Below are 17,626 nucleotides of genomic sequence, written 5' to 3'. Positions count from 1 at the left end.
ATTAAAGTGCGTCAGTAACAACAGTCACGCAATGCGTGCCGTATCTATTATAGGAGATTTTGAGAGGTGGGGCTCCTCCGGCGAGGCGTGGCCCTGTCCGTGCAAGCGTGGTTAAACGGGTACCCTTTGGATGGCTCCTTAATTGGGTCGTATTATTCGGGTATTCGTCGTTTTCTCTGACGCATGGAAACATCTCCATCAATTATCATGGTATACGCTGACGGTATAATCCGATCCAGAATAGAGTCGGCCAGGGCGCTACCTCCCAGTCTTTCATGCCAGCCTTCTGGAACAAACTGAGAGCATATGATAGTAGATGATTGTCCGCATCGAGACTCCATTAGTTCGAGCAAGTCCCTCTGTTCTGTATCAGATGTGGGAATCAGGAGAAATTCATCCAAAATCATCAAGGAATATTTTTGATACTGCTTCATGAGCTGCTGATATTTCCCTTGAACCCGTGCAGCTTCAAATTCGCTGAACAGTTCGGGGAGGCGGATGTATCTCGTTTTGTAACCTGACTGGCAGGCATTAACACCAAGTGCATTAGAAATATATGTTTTGCCACACCCAGTAGCTCCTATAAGGATGGCATTCAGACTCTGACGGATATATTCATTATCGGCCAGGCTTTTTAAAAGGTCACGGTTTAGATGCCGGTCTGTGAGATATTCAATATTTCCAAGAAAAGCGGATGAGTTTGCGAATTTAGCATTCTTAATCAGACGCCGGATGTTGTTGTTATGTCTGGAATCGTACTCTGCATCTGCCAAAAGTGCCAGCCTTTCATGGAAAGATAATGACTGATACTCCATCTCGTTCTCAACCTGCTTTTGATAGGCTTCCGCAAATGCGGGAAGACGCATATTTTTGAGCTTCCTTATTGTCTCATTCTTCATGGCTTCCACCTCCGTAATAAGAAGCACCTCTTACGCAGGCATACTTGTTAGATGCCGATGATGAGGAACGGGATTGGGGAGTTTCATCTCCCTTTTTATCTTGACCGGCTTCCAATATCAATCTAATATTTCTATACCGGGGACTAGGGATCCGGACAAGTGCTATTCTGCATGCGTTTTCCAGACGTTCAGGAGAGTATTGATCTGCCAGTTTTAATAGAGACAGGCATCCCTTATAAGCCTGTTCCTCTACCCGGTATGAATCAAACAGTTTTTGCACAACTTCTTTTGTAAAATCCCCAATACCCAAAGCCCATTTCAGGAAACGTGCGGAATCCCACTCACTGTAAAGCTGGTGGTTTGCCGGCATATGGTCAATAACTGTGGAATACTGTCCACGGCGTCCATAAAGGCGCTTATGGCTGCAAATGCGGGAACCTTTGTAGAATGCTTCAATTATATTTTTGGTGTATCTAACATCTACTTTTTTCTTGACGTACTCGTAGGGAATGGAATAATTCTGGTAATCTATCGCTATATGGTAGTTCAGCTGCACGGTAGCAGTTTTCCATTGCGCGAATTCATACGGATATTGGGGTAAAGGCTGCATAAATGGGAACTCTTCTTCTATAAATACAGAATAACGGCTTCCGTCTCTCTTCTGAAATTTGTTGTGGTTAAAACGATCCAGTTCTTTCCGGATAGATGCATTCATCTCATTGATATCAAAGAACTGACGGTTGCGCAGTTTAGCTATGATATGGGATGTAACCTGCCCCGCCGACCCTTCTACAGCAGCTTTATCTTTGGGTGCCAATACCCTGGCTGGAAGGATGGCTGTCTGATAGTGGTCTGCTAATTCCTGATATGCGCGATTAACGATCGGGTCTTCATGCTTCTTATTGCTGAGTATTCCTGTTTTGAGATTATCTGGGATAATCAGCCTGGTGGAAGTCCCGAAATACTCATACATACTGATATGTACGTTGATCCAGTCTTCCTCTTTCATGGTAAGGCAGGCCTTCGCAAAACAGTACATGCTGAACGGCAATGTGGCAACAAACAGATAAACCTTGCAGCTATTCCCGGTTAGCTTGTCGTAAAGTGGCAAGGGAGTGCCTACCCAATCCACCATCAGCTTATCACCCGGCTTGTGCCGGATATGCATGGTAAGGCGGTGCCGGTTAACGTAGTCCTGATAAAGTTTGCAGAATTGGGAGTACATATACGGAGGCTTTTCCGAACGGCGACAGGTATCAACGTATTCCTCCCACAGGAGCTTTAAGGTCACACCGCTTTTCAAAAGTTCTTTGTCCCTTTATGCGGAGTTGCAAAATTTGCTTTTCTTTGGACATAAAAATGTCCCCCTCTCGTAAGTATTACGGCATTACCGCAATTTCATTGTAATACTTACTTTGGCGGCTCTCGATAGCGGATTCTCCGTTTAAAACCACTGGCTCCCAATCCCGGATTATGTGGCTCTGTATATCGGATTTACTGGCTCAAAACCTTCGGAATATTCACGCAGGGAATGGAGTATAACTGAAAAACCATCTGCACAGTACAGAGTGACGACTAGAGAGGGAAAACAGCCCAAAGCAAATATATCGTCATATATAAAGGTGGCTACAGAAATTATCCCTTCTTCTGCTGAGGAAATTGTTCCGGTTGAAAAGAGGGTGCAAAACGCAATTGCCAGTAAGCACAGATTATACCCTCATGAGGTGTTGATTCTTGATTATTCCCGTGCGTATTATACGGAAGGCAATTCATTTCCAGGTTTCTGGTGGTATCGGTATGGTGTACAGGATGTAGACATATGTCTTCGTTCCCTGTTTGACCGAGGATTTCTGAAAGTCGGTGATTTGCAGAGTGCCGTTGCATTAGAGAATGCAACAGTTCTAAAGGAGGAATTGAAAAAACACGGGCTTAAAGTGAACGGTAAAAAAGACGAGTTGGTGCAACGCCTGATAGCGGAGGTTCCTCAAGATGAACTCAACTCCCGTTTTGCCAAAAGAACATACCAGTTAACCGAACTCGGAAAGCAGACGATTGAAGAAGAAGGTTATGTGCCATATATACACCGGCATGCTCTTGAAGATCTGGATATATGGTCGCTCAACAGAATAATACATGAGCCTCCCTATATGCCTTATCGTGATAAAATATGGGGGTATCTTAACAAACGAAGCATGGGGCATTTCGCAGCTCATAACTTTGGCTTATACAGAAACTGCAGGCATCATATGTCAACTTTTCTGATGGAAGAAAACAAAATTAGGGATGCGTTGGGCATGTTATCTGAAGTTGTGTTCTACGATTTGAGTGGACTAAGCAACAACTACGATCCGCAGTTTCTTGGAATATATGCTCTGAGCTTTTTCCCCTATAAAGACTCTATCGTTACAATGGCGCCTGGAATAACAAGCGCGGTTATCCATTGTCAGAAAGAACTTAATTTGTCGGACGAAGGACTTAAAACAGTAATGTTTGACCGGATGGGCCGATTGAGTGCTCCGTTTCATCTTTTTACCCCTGAAGAATGTGTAGACATAGTTTTAATGGAAAGACGCAAAGATACTGAAGCCTTGACTAAAATGTATGCCAAAGCAAAACGGCGCTTCAAGCAGAAATATCCGAATATTAAGAGCTCGCCTAGCTCCGCTCGGTAGGGGTCAGGTACTTCCCGAATATAAGGGGGTAAGTTGCTGGAGGAGTCGGTCAGTTACTATCAGAGTACAGCTGTCAGATTTATGACGGTCTTCAGAGAGTACGTGAGCAAACTGCTTGATGCTTCCGATAGCAACTCAGATTACGCACCCGTAGCTCCTTATGAATAAAGGCATTTTGGTGCGATCCTGGTCGGCAGTGCTCGCCTCGCTTAAGGGGTCTAACCTACCAAAAGGTTTAAGGTAACATAGGCTGTGAGATTTTACCTAACCTCACAGCTTTATATAACTTCAATCATCATCGGATAAATATTGTTTGTTATCATAGTAATCTTTCATTCCATCAAGTATGCTCTTAATAAAATTGCATACCTCATCTTTTATATGTTCAAGATCAGTTAAAGTCATATCCCTGGCACAGTCCCCAAAGGATTCATCACCATGTGCAAGATTATTTCTCTTTTCTTTAACGGTTTTAAGACAACCGTCATCATCCGAAGCAACATATCTAATTCTATGCTTATCACAAAGTCTTTTTATAACCCTGGCATCAAGATTTCCGCTTATCCCCAATCCATCACGACTTAAAATAATAGGTTGATTAGTAATTACCTGTGTGATAATGGCTTGCACGCAATCTTCATATGCTGTTCGTCCAGCTACGTTTGAATAAACCTTACCAATTTTATGATTAGACCATATTGTTTGGATCTCAGTAATAAGGGTTGCGTAACTACTTGGATTATTTCTTAAGTTCTCATATATTTCCATCATACCGCTCACTATGCAAGCCTCGACTAAATTGTACAACATAAGGAGAAAATTGGATTTCAGTATACGCAAAAATTTTGAGTTATCCAACGTTCGAATTATTTGGCTATTGTGTTCTAGCTCCAACATTATAGAATAATAAAACTCAATTTCTGATTTTCGGTCATCGTAAAGCATCATCGTATTATTCATGTACGGTACCGGCCAATAATTGATCTCTTACATATTCTACTCTCTTCTTTAATTTGCCTTGATTATTGCTGGCATCCGATGTAGTTAGTTCCTCAAAATCTTCTGAATCAATCCACTTTATAGATGATACTTTTAATTCAGGATTTTCACTTAGGGCAAGAGCCACACCGACGGAGATAGCTTCAAATCTAACTCTTGGGGTAGTGGTTGCATTTCCTGTCTTGGCAAATCCAAATGGGAAGTATTCCTCAACAAACTTGCACATTGCTCTAAATTCTGTACGATAAGTGTCTTCATTAAATGTAGTCTGGTTTGAAACTAAAAACGTATCTAAAAAAGGAGCAACTCGGTGGTCAAAAGAAGTGTAGTCATTTACATACGCGAAAAACCGCAAAATTAACTCAAAACGCTCGTGCCGTTTTTCCTGCATTTCCGATACGGGGCATAGCTTTATAAACAACGTATCTTTTGCACAGTTATCAATAAATTTTGTTAGCTTGCCCGGATATGTACCACGACGGAATTCTGAGTCAGTTACTTTTTTGCCGGATCTATTAACACGACTAAAAATATCTTGTCGAAGTTCGTCAGGCGTATTGTTATCCAATACAACAATACGCAAGCTTCTATTGTAAAATCTTCTCCGTTGAGGCTCAGAAAGATCTGCAAAACTAAAACCATTGAGTTCAGTTAACTTGGGGAGATCCTGCAAAAGCAACTGGTGGTTAATAAATGACACTAATGTATTAATTCTTTGGACACCGTCAATGATTTCCATTTTCCCATCTTCGCAGTCTCCAAAAAACATAAATGGAATAGGAAGGCCCAAAAGAACTGATTCAATAAAAGAAGCTCTATTTTTATCCGACCATATAAAGTCTCTTTGATATCCGGGAACGAAAAACTCACCTCTTTTAAATTTTTCTACAATCAATTCAACAGTAAAATCTTTTGTATCATAATCGACACGCCGCTGGAGATCCTTTAGTTGAATTTCAGCCTTGGTTTTTTGTTCCAGAGATATTGTTTTTTTTCTTTTAACCATTCTGTTCAACCTCCTCAACATGTCGAATTATGCTTAAGCCTATGGCATTCCCAAGATTCACAGGTACTGCATTCCCGATGTGGATACCAAGAGCTTTTTTGCTCACTTCTGCATCTGACGGTAAAAAAGCATAGTTACCTGGAAATGATTGCAACATCGCTCCCTCACGTAAAGATAATGCCCTATTCTGTTCAGGATGACCAAATCGACCGTTACCATAACCAAAGAATTGCGTAGTTATCGTTGGCGCTGGTTCATCCCAATTCATCCTTCCATATACTGATGGATATGTATTACCGCTTTTCTTTTTATGGCAAATTAATTGTAGTCTTTCGTCCCAGTCTCTCCATGATCCGCCAGGACGGGATTGTCTTATACGTTCGAGATTAATCTTTGATAAATAAGCTGCACAGTGCAAAGGATCCGTCTCCAAAGACCGGCCTGCCTCAATAGCCGGAAGTTCTCCGATTGCATCTCTAACCGTTAGGTATGTTTCGGAAGTATATTGTGGCTCTATTAATGTAATTGAACCTAATCTTGAAGCAAGGAGCACTAATCTTCTCCTTTTCTGAGGAACACCATAATCAGGACAATAAACGATGCTCCACGACACATTATAGCTCATTTCAACTAATGACCTTTTAAAATCATAAAATACATCCTCAGAAGCCAAGTCAGGAACATTTTCCATTGACACTATTTCTGGCAAAATATCGCGGACTTTATCCGAAAAAGAATAAAGTAATTTCCATTTATCTCCTTTATGTCCATCCTTCCTATACCGCTGAGTATATCTTGAAAATGGCTGACAAGGAGCACATCCAACTAAAGCACGCACTTCTCCCTCTGGATACAAATTTTTAATATTAACAGAGGGATATTGTCCAACATCGGCTTCAATGAACAACGAATCGTTGTTCGATTCATAAGCATATCGACAAGTATCATCAATATCTAATCCTGCTATCACCTGTAACCCTGATTGTATGAGACCATGCGTTAGTCCTCCAATTCCGCAAAACAGATCTACCACAGCGCAAGGCATTATCTCACCTCTTTTGCAGTCAAATGGCGATTTTCTTCAACAAACAGCAAATAGGCATCTATTTCTAATGCCATTGCGATCTTTTCAATATTGTCAAGCGCAATGCTTCTCTTTTCACGCTCAACTGCACTAATATATGTTCGATGTAAACTGGCCTTATCAGCAAATTCTTCTTGTGATAAACCAAACTGTAATCGATATCGTTTTAGATTGCCAGCAAATACATGCAATAAATTCATATAATCACCCAATTAGATTATATGAATTTCAGACAATAAGTCAACAGACAATAAGTCAACAGACAATAAGTCAACAGACAATAAGTCAACAGGCAATAAGATACTGGGCGATGCACATCAATACAGTAGCTATCGCGTGCTTTCTGTCTGGCCCGCTCTACGCATGACGCGATGAAAACAGCTGACGGTTTGTACCGTCAGCTAAAGTTTTGTAACTTTTGCTTTTTTAGTCCTTTTACAATAAATTGGATATTAGTAAGCTGTTCTTCATCCAACGCATGCAAATCTTCGATCAATTCGCGCATCTGCGTTGGATAGAGATTCCCGTCATCAAAAAATTCTTTTGGTGATACACCAAGATATTCACAGATGTAGAAGAACACCGTCATAGACGGTAAGCCCTTCCGATTTTCGATGTTGTTAATATATCCAGGCCCTTGACCGAGGGATAAACTCATGTCCCTTGCCGATACGCCTTTTGCCATTCTTAACTGAGTCAGCCGTCTGTAGAATAAATCATCGCTCACGTTTTATCACCACCTGCATCTGATTATATCCCACATATAAGGTAATTATGTCTGATTAGACCATCAATTCAGGTGGACATGTTCTGTTTAAACGGATATAATTAATAATATGTGCGATCTAATCAGATAAATTGGAAATTTGGATCACAGGAGGCAGATTATGCGTCAGCACAAAAAGCGAAATACAGACAGAAACATACATTATGACAGACTGTATCACAAGATAGCAGAAGCGCATGGTGTGCTGCCGGACGAGGTTCGGAATAAAATACAGGAAACAATTGACGCTGGTTGGAGCAATCCTAATGAGGAAATCAGGCAAAAACAGCGTTACCTTTTTCCAAAAGGGAAACCCACGGTCGAGGAATTCATTGGGACTATTTCAGAGTATATAAAGGCAGGGAATCCCCTTTTATATTTATAATTGATAACGAAAGCGCATATCAAAGCGCCTGGCATTGGGGTGCTCTATAATTTTAAGCGAAAAAACTGGCCGATTATCAATAATGTGAAATTGATGCCCCCTAATATTCCGATCTTGGCGACAACCGCTACGGCTAATTCTCGAGTTGTGGACGATATTTCCGAACAGCTTGGCCTTAATCTTTTGGTTTTGAGAGGAGCATTAGCGCGTGACTCGATTAAGTTACAAGTTATTCAGCTTGCGCATCAAGCAGAAAGATTGGCATGGCTGGCAGAATACCTTTCTGATTTACCAGGTTCAGGTATTATATACTGTTTAACAATAGCCGATTGTCGCCGAGTAGCTCAGTGGCTTAGGATGAAACATTACGATGTTGCAGAGTATACAGGAAAAATTGATAATGCCACAAGGGAAATACTTGAACAGAGACTCTTGCAAAATGAAATAAAAGCATTAGTAGCTACAGTTGCTTTAGGTATGGGTTTTGATAAGCCGGACCTGGGTTTTGTAATTCATTTTCAAAGACCTTCTTCAGTTATAGCTTACTATCAACAGATCGGACGGGCGGGTAGAGCACTAGATACAGCTTATGCTATACTGTTAACGGGTAGTGAAGATGATGAAATAGGGGAATACTTTATTAATTCTGCATTTCCTACTTCTAGTGAAATGGTTCGGGTTGTCAAATTGATTGAAGAATCTGAGCGTGGACTAACGATAAACGAAATACTCAGATACGCCAATTTGAGTAAAGTACGAGTCGAGAAATGTGTCAAGATTTTAGAGATTGACGGAATCGTAGCCAGAAACAAGAGTACCTATTATAGAACGGTTAATCTATGGAAGCCAGATCTCTTGCGCTTTGAAAAGGTTACTAACTTGCGACGCCAGGAAATGGCGATCATGAGTGAATTTACCCTAACTAAACAATGTTTTATGGAGTATATATCCAAGGAACTGGACGACCCATATGCAAATGAATGCTCGCGCTGTGCTAACTGTACGGGTGAAGGTCTGTCAACATCTATTGAGCCTACTATTGTGAGGGAGGCGATTACCTTCTTGCGCAGAGACTTTCTGGAAATTGAACCTAGGAAGCAGTGGCCTTCCGGTGGATTCGGCAATAAAAAGGGACGAATCCCCGAAGATTTACGTAACGAATCTGGGCGTGTCCTTTGTATCTACAGAGACGCGGGATGGGGGCGTCTTGCTGCTCGTAATAAATTTACAGACGGTTACTTTAGTGATGAATTGGTCGATGCAGTTGCAGAGCTTATTAATGCATGGCAGCCTGATCCCTATCCGACTTGGGTTACAGCGATTCCTTCTTTACGGCGCCCCGAGTTAGTCCTCAATTTTGCGCAAAGGCTTGCCCGAAAGCTAGGCATACCTTTTCATTCAGTGTTAGTTAAAATTCGGGAAACCTCTGAGCAAAAAAACATGCAGAACGGTATACAACAGGCGTCCAATATTCTCGGCGCCTTTTCCGTTCAAGGAGAGGTTTTTGCAGACCCGGTTTTTCTCGTCGACGACATGATCGATTCACGTTGGACAATGACCGTATGCGGAAGTTTATTACGCGAGGCGGGATGCGGGCCGGTTTTTCCTTTAGCAATTGCTTCAACATCAGGAGGAGGCGATACTGAATGACAATGAGTTTGTCTATTGACAGCCAAGCAATTCTTTTACTTGCTACTAATGTCGGGTTACATAGAGAAAAAACCATGGATTTAAAACCCCTAAGCCTCTCTGAATGGAACGCTCTGTCTGAAAAACTCGCCCCTTCTTCGTTAAAGTATCCGAGGGCTTTTTTTGAAGCAGATCCAAAAGAGTGGAAAGAGCAACTTGCTTTAAACGAAGCTCAGGTCGAGCGAATGCAAAGGTTACTGGCTCGTGGGGCAAACCTATCGATGGAAATCGAACGTTTATCCAGCTTAGGCGTATGGATAACTACGCGAGCAGAACCCACTTACCCGCAACGTTTAAAGAAAGTACTAAGAAGGAAATCTCCTGTCGTTTTATTTGGTGTTGGAGATCATAAACTTGCCACAGTTGGGGGCGTAGCAATCGTAGGGTCACGTGACATTGATAACGCTGGTGTGGAATTTACTGTTAAACTGGCTCAAAGGTGCGCAGGTGAAGAGATGGTTGTTATTTCTGGCGGAGCGAGAGGGGTAGACTCTATTGCCCAAGATACTGCACTTAATTACGGAGGGCGTGCCCTGGCTATTCTGGCAAATGGGTTAGATAAGATCATCCAGCGTCGTGAAGTGAGAGAAAATATTTTAAATAATAAATTATTGTTACTCTCGCCTTTCCACCCAAATGCAGCTTTTCGAGTCTATAATGCTATGGAACGAAATAAATTTGTTTACGCTCTGTCTGATTATGCAGTTGTGGTTTCAGCTGTAGAAAAAAAAGGAGGAACTTGGGCCGGAGCCACGGAGAACCTTAAAGAAAAATGGGTTCCACTTTTTGTCCGAATTGGAGAATCATGTTCAAGTGGAAATAGTATTTTAGTAAATCAAGGGGCTACACCCATTGATTTAGAAGTGTTGTCTGGCACAAAACCTTTGAGTGATTGGTTCAAACAAAAAACGGACCAAACAATTCAGCATGTAGATTTACGCGGACAATATTTGATTAAGGATGAACAAGAATCAAAGGTCATGGTCAATGAGCAAATTGCTCTGTTTTAAATAATTATTGACTTGAATTATGAACCTGCCTCCCATAATCTAAGCATTCTTAGAGGCATGTTTTGTTGCGTTCAGCGTTTTCAATTCATAGAGTCAGATTACTAATGAAGGAACACATATTATGGGATCTTGCTGGGAATGATTCTCATGATTTTTGTAAGATCTGGTAATCGTGGAAGGAATATCGGACATTTTGGCGAAAAATTAAGGAGCAAGTCTAAGTATGTCCTTTCATCATTAAAGTTTTTTTGAAAGGGGGGAAGAACATGAGATCTATCGCTTTTATTGATACCGAAATTGAACCAAAGAGCAGGAAAATTCTTGATATCGGCAGCGTTAAGGGTGATGGCAGCTCCTTTCACTCCACTTCGGTTGCGGACTTCATTAAATTTCTGCACGGGTCACAATATGTTTGCGGTCATAATATTTTCGATCATGATTTAAAATACATTCAACCTGCTCTTGAGGCCGCTGAGATCAGCGATGCGTATGCGATAGATACGTTGTTTTTTTCTCCCCTTTTGTTTCCAGCAAAACCTTATCATGCGCTGCTCAAGGATGATAAGCTGCAGACAGATGATACCAACAACCCGTTAAACGATGCGATAAAGGCCAGAGACCTTTTCTTTGACGAGGTTTCAGCTTTTCAACAGGCGGGCAATGCCTTAAAACAAATTTTCTATGGTCTGCTCAAAGATCAAAAGGAGTTTGGCACCTTTTTTCGTTTCTTAAAATATGACGAAGACAATGAGGTAGATAATAGCGATCTCGAAAAAGTGATCCGGGATACGTTTCAGTCCAAAATATGCGCGCAGGTAAATCTTCCGGTACTTGTCTCAGAACATCCGATTGAATTAGCTTACTGTTTAGCCTTGATCAATACAAATAGTCTCTATTCCATTACGCCGCCCTGGGTGATCAAAAAATATCCGGCCGTTGAGCGGATTATGTTTTTATTAAGAAACAATCCCTGTTTGAGCGGTTGTGCTTACTGCCATGAGGCTCTGGATGTTCATCAAGGCTTAAAACGCTTCTTCGGCTTTGACGCTTATCGCACCTATGCCGGGGAAGCTTTACAGGAAAAAGCCGTCAAAGCTGCGGTGGCCAATAAATCACTCTTGGCGGTGTTTCCTACGGGTGGCGGGAAGTCAATTACTTTTCAAGTGCCGGCTTTAATGAGCGGCAGCAACTTAAGGGGTTTGACGGTCGTTATTTCCCCGTTGCAATCGTTGATGAAAGACCAGGTGGATAATCTGGAAAAATTGGGGATCACCGATGCAGTAACGATTAATGGCTTGCTCGACCCGATTGAAAGGGCAAAGTCCTTGGAAAGAGTGGAAGACGGTTCGGCTTCCCTTCTTTATATCGCGCCGGAGTCTTTACGTTCAAAGACAATTGAACATTTGCTTTTCGGCCGAAATGTTGTGCGCTTCGTGATCGACGAAGCACACTGCTTTTCGTCCTGGGGACAGGATTTTCGAGTCGATTATTTATATATTGGGGACTTCATCAAATCCCTCCAGGAAAAGAAAAATCTCGCGGAGGGCATCCCGGTTTCTTGTTTTACCGCGACGGCCAAGCAAAAGGTGATTGAGGATATTCGGGATTATTTCAAGGAGAAACTATCGCTTGAGCTTGAGGTTTACAGTTCGAGCGCCTCACGCAGCAATCTGCGCTACAGCGTTTTCGAGAAAGCGGGCGAAGAAGAAAAATACAATACTGTGCGCAATTTGCTGGCCGAAAAAGACTGCCCGGCAATTATTTATGTTTCCCGAACATATAAAGCCTATACATTGGCCCAAAGATTAACGGAAGATGGTTATCCGGCCAAGCCCTATCATGGCCAGATGGAGAAGAAAGAAAAAACGGAAAATCAGGACGCCTTTATCAGGGGCGAGGTCCGTACCATGGTCGCCACCTCCGCTTTCGGGATGGGAGTAGACAAGAAAGACGTGGGGATGGTCATTCACTATGATATTTCCGATTCACTGGAGAATTATGTGCAAGAAGCAGGCCGGGCCGGACGAGATGAAAACATCTCCGCCGATTGTTTTGTGTTGTTTAACGAAGAAGACCTGAATAAGCATTTTATTCTTCTGAACCAGACCAAACTTAGTATCCAGGAAATCCAGCAGGTATGGAAAGCAATTAAAGATCTGACCAGGGTCCGATCCAAAGTATCTCAATCCGCTCTGGAGATTGCCCGCAAGGCCGGTTGGGACGATAGCATCAGGGAAATCGAAACAAGGGTGAAGACAGCCATCGCTGCCTTAGAAGAAGCCGGTTATCTGAAGCGGGGCCAAAATATGCCCAGATTATATGCTAACAGTATTCTCTCCCAAAATGCGCAGGAAGCCATCGCTAAGATCAACGCCTCGCCCAGATTCGATGAGAAGCAAAGAGTACAAGCAGTCCGCATCATTAAGAAACTTCTTTCCAGTAGAAGCAGAATACACGCAGGATTTGAACAGGCGGAAGCGAGAATTGATTATATCTCCGACCACTTGGGAATTGAAAAAAAGGAAGTAATAGAAGTTATCAATCTGCTCATTGAAGAAAAGATTTTAGCTCACACCAAAGATTTAACGGCCTATATCAAGAGAAAAGAGCAGAAAAACCGTTCCCTGAGCGTTCTGAAATCGTTTTGGCAAATCGAGAAATTTCTGCTTACCGTTTTAGAAGACGGGGAAAAAATATACCATCTCAAAGAGCTTAACGAAAAAGCCGAAGAAGATGGCTGTCCAGACGTTACCCCGCATAAGATCCTAACCATCCTTAATTTCTGGGCGATTACACACTGGATAAAAAAACAAACCGCAGTTCATTCCAGGAACCATATTGCTATGCTTTGCCTCCAGAAAAAGGAGGTACTTGAAGCTAAGTTTAGTAAACGTCATGAAATAGCCCAATTTATTCTGGAGTATCTGTATGATCTAAGTAATAAAAACCCAGTGGAAGAGGAAACCAATAAAGAAGAAGCGTTAGTTGAGTTTTCGGTCTTCGAATTAAAAGAGGCATATGAACGAAGATATCTGCTTATTAACGCCAAAGCCGGTTCAGAGGATATTGAGGATGCGCTCTTTTACTTAGCCAGAATTGAAGCGTTAAAAATTGAGGGCGGTTTTTTTGTTCTGTATAATGCTTTGACGATCGAACGTTTGGAGAAGGACAATAGAAAGCGTTATAAAGCGGAGGATTACCAGACCCTCGAGCAGTTTTACCAAAACAAAGTTCAGCAAATCCATATTGTCGGCGAATACGCCCGGAAAATGATCAGTGATTACAAAGCGGCGCTCCAATTTGTGGAAGATTATTTTCGCCTCAATTACACTTTCTTCATCCAAAAATATTTTAAGGGCAGCAGAGAAAATGAAATTACGAAAAATATTACACCTGCTAAGTTCCAACAACTTTTCGGTGAATTATCACCAACCCAGTTAAAAATTATTAACGATAAAGAATCAAAATATATTGTTGTGGCAGCCGGTCCCGGGAGCGGCAAGACACGAATTTTGGTGCACAAGCTGGCCTCATTGCTGTTAATGGAAGATGTCAAGCATGAACAATTGCTGATGTTGACTTTCTCAAGGGCGGCAGCTACGGAATTCAAGAAGCGTTTGCTGAAACTGATTGGCAACGCGGCTAATTTCATAGAGATCAAAACCTTCCATGCTTACTGCTTTGATTTATTGGGAAGGGTGGGAACTCTGGAAAAGTCGGCAGAAATTGTGCAACAAACGATCGAGAAAATCAAAAGCGGCGAAGTTGATCAAGGCCGAGTAACGAAAACGGTGTTGGTCATCGATGAAGCGCAGGACATGGATGCTGACGAGTTTGCGTTGATCAACGCTTTAATGGCACTAAACGAGGAAATGCGCGTCATTGCCGTAGGCGATGATGATCAGAATATTTTTAAATTCCGAGGCGCCAGTTCGGAATACATGGTGAACCTGATTGAACAAAAAGCTGCCATGTTTTATGAACTGGTTGATAACTACAGGAGTAAACGCAACCTTGTCGATTTTACCAATCAGTTCGCCAATAAAATTCCGCATCGATTAAAGGATACGCCCATTATGGCCGTCCAGCGGGACAACGGAAAAATTAAGCTGGTTCAATATCGGAGTGCTAACCTTATCACCCCCTTGGTAAAGGATCTCCTCTCAGAGGGGCTGACCGGAACGACGTGTGTTTTAACCAAAACAAATGAAGAAACTTTACAGATTACCGGCTTGCTGGTGAAGAAGGGGCTGCCGGCCAAACTGATCCAGTCAAATGAGGGATTCAGTTTGTATAACCTTCTGGAAGTTCGCTTTTTTCTCAGCCGGCTCAATTTGGCGGAAGACGTTTATGTAATTAACGAGGATGTCTGGGAGACTGCCAAACGGGAATTAAAAGAAAGCTTTGGCCGCAGCTCAAACCGTGAGATCTGCGGCAACCTGATCCAAGATTTTGAGGCGACTAATCCGAAAAGTAAATACAAATCGGATTTGGAAGTTTTTATCCGCGAATCGAAACTGGAAGATTTCCTGGGCGGAAACAGCGAAACAATCTTTGTTTCAACGATTCATAAGGCGAAAGGACGCGAGTTTGATAATGTGTTTCTGATGCTCAATCACTTTAGCCTTAGATCGGAGGAAACTATCCGGGAGCTGTATGTGGCCATGACCAGGGCGAAACGTAACTTGACCATCCACTATAACGGCAATTATTTGCAATTTATTAAGACGGAAGGTCTGGAACGGATTTACGATGCGGAAGATTACTTGCCGCCCCGTCAATTAGCGATGCATTTAACCTATAAAGACGTCTGGCTGGACTTTTTTTCATCCGTTCAACATCTGGTTGCGCAACTGAAGAGCGGGGATGAACTGACCATTGACAGGGATTGTTGCCGTAATGCAAAAGGACAAGCGGTACTAAGATTCTCCAAACAATTGATTAAACAAATAGAAGATAGAAAGCAAAAAAACAATGTCCCAATAACAGCGAAAATCAGATTTATCGTCTACTGGCGGAAAGAAGACGCAGAACACGAAATCAGAATTGTCTTACCCGAACTTTGTTTTGAAAGAATAGGTGCACTATAGCGTACTTTAAAAAAGCGGCGAATTAAATGAGCACACGCTATGCATTTGTACTGTTATTATATAGCTCATCGGGGCAGATATCCTCGCCGGATGCCCATTCTAAAGTAATATCGCTCACTTTAACAGTATTAAACATGTGCTTATTTTCAATTTGCGATAAAACGGCTCTTCAATTAGCTTTGACATATCATAAATCTTTGTCTCTCCGTTATCAAAAAGCACTTGTAATCTGAAGTCGTTCAATGGCTTGACTTCTTTTGGTCTTGGTAACATATTCTAATCACTCCAAACCCTTAATTGTAAAATACTCACCGGTCTCCTGAACGGACTTCCATAGTGCCTCAAGTTCTTCCTGATGTATTGTTGCCCAAGCAGCAATATTCGGACAATATGAACCTTGAGCGGATTAAGAATCCCACTGAAGAAGACTTCTCAAGGCTGGAGAAGTATAGAAAGGCCTTGACGATGTTGAAACAAACGATATAAAGACACGGACATTTTCTAAGCGGGATATCTAAGCAAGCCTGTCCCTCCGTCTGAAACTGGGATGGAAGATCAGAAGGTTGTTGATAGCATTAATCAAGTTTGTGTGGTAAAATTTAACTATAAGTATATTACAGATGAAGAAGGCGATAATGGTGTTTGAGCAAACTAATCAAGTCTCTCAATTGGAGGACATTATGGTTAGTAACAATCTATTTAATAAATTCGGCTTGAGTAAAATAGGGGTATTTGGATCTACTGCTAGGGGAGAGTTATCGAATGACATTGATATCCTCATCGAAGATAACGTTGATTATCGGTTGCTTTCAGAACTAAGAAATGAGCTGCAATTGTTTACTAATAAACGTATCGATATTGTTATAGCTAAGTATGCCAATCCAATAGTACTCCATCGAGCAAAAAAGGAGATCATATATGTTACCATGCATTAGGAACGACCTCATGTATCTTCTCAACCTACTGGAATGTATTGAGAAAATCTTACTATATTCCAAGGATTGTTCAAACGCAGAAGCATTCTATGAATATAACGATCAGATGAATTTTAACGCTACACTCAATCTATTTGCTAACATAGGCGAGAATATTGGGAAAATCAGTGATGAACTTAAGTTGATCTATACCGATGTTGGTTGGTCGGAGATTAAAGGTTTTAGGAATAGAGTTGTTCATGACTACATAAATATCGATACTTTTATGGTATTTGATATTATCAAAAACAATTTGATTCTACTAAAAAGAAAGCTAATGGAAATAGTTACAACAGAACTTGATAAAGGTAATCTTGATAAAGAGGAGTATGAGGTAGCTAAGCAGAGTTTCTATTATAGGCATATCAAGTTTGAATAATGATGAGAGCCGTGTGTGTATAGAGCAAAGCCCCGTAATCCTGTCAGGGATCGTGAGGCTTTTTCTCGGTGGGATAAGCTTATTGTCGGCAGCTTTGCTGCGCTATGGCCTACATGATGAACTTGATTTTTCGGAATTTTGGATTGAATTTATGAATCTGGATGCTTCTCTTTTTCAACTGCATGCGAAAAAATAGAGTGCAGCCATGTATTAATGACACAAATGTTTCAAACTTTTGCCATAATTTTGACATACATCCTTACTATAATTCAGCCATGGACATCAATTGAAAAAAGGAGTGTATGGACAAATGAAGAGATTTAAAACTTATATCGCAGCCGTCACAGTAGCAGGTTTATTAGGGGTAACTGGAACTGCCTTCGCCGCGGTAACAGGTCAGACACCGGCTGAAATCACAGCAAAATTAACTGGGAAAACTATAGAACAAGTCACTGCCGAGAGAGCAACAGGAAAAACCTATGGAACAATAGCGAAAGAAGTCGGCAAGTTAGATGAGTTTAAAGCTGCGACCCTGGAGCAAAAGAAATTAATCCTTGACCAAAGAGTCGCCGAGGGTAAACTTAATCAAGAACAAGCAGATGCTATTTACAATCGCTTAGCGGCTAATCAAGCGGCTTGTGATGGAACGGGAAGCACTGCCCTGGGAAAGAGA

At 41.6% G+C, this 17,626-nt stretch carries 15 protein-coding genes and 1 pseudogene; 8 read left to right on the top strand and 8 right to left on the bottom strand.

Annotation, left to right across the window (positions count from 1 at the left end):
- Positions 1-152: 152 nt before the first annotated feature.
- Both istB and istA read right to left on the bottom strand, forming a co-directional pair.
- Positions 153-899 (bottom strand): IS21-like element helper ATPase IstB, encoded by a 747-nt coding sequence (gene istB / locus AC6I5A_RS11775; RefSeq protein ID WP_034616084.1) that lies wholly within the window; start codon positions 897-899, stop codon positions 153-155.
- A complete protein-coding gene (gene istA / locus AC6I5A_RS11770; RefSeq protein WP_497900705.1) occupies positions 889-2,202 on the bottom strand; it encodes an IS21 family transposase in 1,314 nt (437 codons plus the stop codon). Before istA ends, istB begins: the two co-directional genes overlap by 11 nt.
- Before the next feature lie 319 nt (positions 2,203-2,521).
- Between istA and AC6I5A_RS11765 the strand changes: the two genes are divergently transcribed.
- Positions 2,522-3,571: an SAP domain-containing protein gene (locus tag AC6I5A_RS11765; protein ID WP_497900704.1), complete on the top strand. Its 1,050-nt coding sequence runs from the start codon at positions 2,522-2,524 to the stop codon at positions 3,569-3,571.
- A 33-nt stretch (positions 3,572-3,604) separates the two neighbouring features.
- On the top strand, positions 3,605-3,739 hold the full coding sequence (locus tag AC6I5A_RS11760; RefSeq protein WP_497900703.1) for a DUF3102 domain-containing protein: 135 nt from the start codon (positions 3,605-3,607) through the stop codon (positions 3,737-3,739).
- A 120-nt stretch (positions 3,740-3,859) separates the two neighbouring features.
- On the opposite strand, the gene AC6I5A_RS11755 is transcribed toward AC6I5A_RS11760, so the two are convergent.
- From AC6I5A_RS11755 to AC6I5A_RS11735, 5 genes are all read right to left on the bottom strand, one after another.
- On the bottom strand, positions 3,860-4,516 hold the full coding sequence (locus tag AC6I5A_RS11755; RefSeq protein WP_497900707.1) for an MAE_28990/MAE_18760 family HEPN-like nuclease: 657 nt from the start codon (positions 4,514-4,516) through the stop codon (positions 3,860-3,862).
- A 7-nt stretch (positions 4,517-4,523) separates the two neighbouring features.
- The gene (locus tag AC6I5A_RS11750; protein ID WP_034616078.1) at positions 4,524-5,576 is read right to left on the bottom strand and encodes a DUF262 domain-containing protein; all 1,053 of its coding nucleotides are present in this window, start codon (positions 5,574-5,576) and stop codon (positions 4,524-4,526) included.
- On the bottom strand, positions 5,569-6,621 hold the full coding sequence (locus AC6I5A_RS11745; protein WP_034616075.1) for a DNA cytosine methyltransferase: 1,053 nt from the start codon (positions 6,619-6,621) through the stop codon (positions 5,569-5,571). The genes AC6I5A_RS11750 and AC6I5A_RS11745 overlap by 8 nt, the downstream gene beginning before the upstream one ends.
- Positions 6,621-6,860, bottom strand: a complete 240-nt coding sequence (locus AC6I5A_RS11740) for a helix-turn-helix domain-containing protein (RefSeq protein WP_034616072.1) — start codon at positions 6,858-6,860, stop codon at positions 6,621-6,623. The genes AC6I5A_RS11745 and AC6I5A_RS11740 overlap by 1 nt, the downstream gene beginning before the upstream one ends.
- A 197-nt stretch (positions 6,861-7,057) precedes the next feature.
- On the bottom strand, positions 7,058-7,345 hold the full coding sequence (locus AC6I5A_RS11735; RefSeq protein ID WP_497900706.1) for a helix-turn-helix domain-containing protein: 288 nt from the start codon (positions 7,343-7,345) through the stop codon (positions 7,058-7,060).
- Between the two features lie 202 nt (positions 7,346-7,547).
- On the opposite strand from AC6I5A_RS11735, the gene AC6I5A_RS11730 reads away from it, so the two are divergent.
- From AC6I5A_RS11730 to AC6I5A_RS11715, 4 genes are all read left to right on the top strand, one after another.
- Positions 7,548-7,811: a sporulation initiation factor Spo0A C-terminal domain-containing protein gene (locus tag AC6I5A_RS11730; RefSeq protein ID WP_052168061.1), complete on the top strand. Its 264-nt coding sequence runs from the start codon at positions 7,548-7,550 to the stop codon at positions 7,809-7,811.
- A gap of 93 nt (positions 7,812-7,904) precedes the next feature.
- A complete protein-coding gene (locus AC6I5A_RS11725) occupies positions 7,905-9,461 on the top strand; it encodes a helicase-related protein (protein WP_497900702.1) in 1,557 nt (518 codons plus the stop codon).
- Positions 9,458-10,510: a DNA-processing protein DprA gene (locus AC6I5A_RS11720; RefSeq protein WP_052168059.1), complete on the top strand. Its 1,053-nt coding sequence runs from the start codon at positions 9,458-9,460 to the stop codon at positions 10,508-10,510. Before AC6I5A_RS11725 ends, AC6I5A_RS11720 begins: the two co-directional genes overlap by 4 nt.
- A gap of 266 nt (positions 10,511-10,776) precedes the next feature.
- Positions 10,777-15,600, top strand: a complete 4,824-nt coding sequence (locus AC6I5A_RS11715; protein ID WP_034616065.1) for a RecQ family ATP-dependent DNA helicase — start codon at positions 10,777-10,779, stop codon at positions 15,598-15,600.
- Between the two features lie 37 nt (positions 15,601-15,637).
- Here AC6I5A_RS11715 and AC6I5A_RS11710 read toward each other — a convergent pair.
- Positions 15,638-15,873: pseudogene (locus tag AC6I5A_RS11710) on the bottom strand (DUF2442 domain-containing protein).
- 362 nt (positions 15,874-16,235) lie between these two features.
- On the opposite strand from AC6I5A_RS11710, the gene AC6I5A_RS11705 reads away from it, so the two are divergent.
- On the top strand, positions 16,236-16,535 hold the full coding sequence (locus tag AC6I5A_RS11705) for a nucleotidyltransferase family protein (protein ID WP_034616063.1): 300 nt from the start codon (positions 16,236-16,238) through the stop codon (positions 16,533-16,535).
- On the top strand, positions 16,519-16,953 hold the full coding sequence (locus AC6I5A_RS11700) for a HepT-like ribonuclease domain-containing protein (RefSeq protein WP_034616060.1): 435 nt from the start codon (positions 16,519-16,521) through the stop codon (positions 16,951-16,953). Before AC6I5A_RS11705 ends, AC6I5A_RS11700 begins: the two co-directional genes overlap by 17 nt.
- The last annotated feature ends 673 nt before the right edge of the window (positions 16,954-17,626 follow it).

It is taken from the genome of Desulfosporosinus sp. Tol-M2 (assembly GCF_059735615.1).
The sequence above is the reverse complement of the archived record's forward strand: the minus strand, read 5'-3'. Positions and strand labels throughout refer to the sequence as shown.

What these genes read in the sequence shown, in the direction of transcription:
- AC6I5A_RS11700 (WP_034616060.1), top strand. Translation starts at nt 16,519, where the DNA reads ATGTTACCATGCATTAGGAACGACCTCATGTATCTTCTCAACCTACTG.
- AC6I5A_RS11720 (WP_052168059.1), top strand. Translation starts at nt 9,458, where the DNA reads ATGACAATGAGTTTGTCTATTGACAGCCAAGCAATTCTTTTACTTGCT.
- AC6I5A_RS11730 (WP_052168061.1), top strand. Translation starts at nt 7,548, where the DNA reads ATGCGTCAGCACAAAAAGCGAAATACAGACAGAAACATACATTATGAC.
- istB (WP_034616084.1), bottom strand. Translation starts at nt 899, where the DNA reads ATGAAGAATGAGACAATAAGGAAGCTCAAAAATATGCGTCTTCCCGCA.
- AC6I5A_RS11735 (WP_497900706.1), bottom strand. Translation starts at nt 7,345, where the DNA reads ATGGCAAAAGGCGTATCGGCAAGGGACATGAGTTTATCCCTCGGTCAA.
- AC6I5A_RS11725 (WP_497900702.1), top strand. Translation starts at nt 7,905, where the DNA reads ATGCCCCCTAATATTCCGATCTTGGCGACAACCGCTACGGCTAATTCT.
- AC6I5A_RS11715 (WP_034616065.1), top strand. Translation starts at nt 10,777, where the DNA reads ATGAGATCTATCGCTTTTATTGATACCGAAATTGAACCAAAGAGCAGG.
- AC6I5A_RS11740 (WP_034616072.1), bottom strand. Translation starts at nt 6,860, where the DNA reads ATGAATTTATTGCATGTATTTGCTGGCAATCTAAAACGATATCGATTA.
- AC6I5A_RS11750 (WP_034616078.1), bottom strand. Translation starts at nt 5,576, where the DNA reads ATGGTTAAAAGAAAAAAAACAATATCTCTGGAACAAAAAACCAAGGCT.
- AC6I5A_RS11745 (WP_034616075.1), bottom strand. Translation starts at nt 6,621, where the DNA reads ATGCCTTGCGCTGTGGTAGATCTGTTTTGCGGAATTGGAGGACTAACG.
- AC6I5A_RS11755 (WP_497900707.1), bottom strand. Translation starts at nt 4,516, where the DNA reads ATGCTTTACGATGACCGAAAATCAGAAATTGAGTTTTATTATTCTATA.
- AC6I5A_RS11705 (WP_034616063.1), top strand. Translation starts at nt 16,236, where the DNA reads ATGGTGTTTGAGCAAACTAATCAAGTCTCTCAATTGGAGGACATTATG.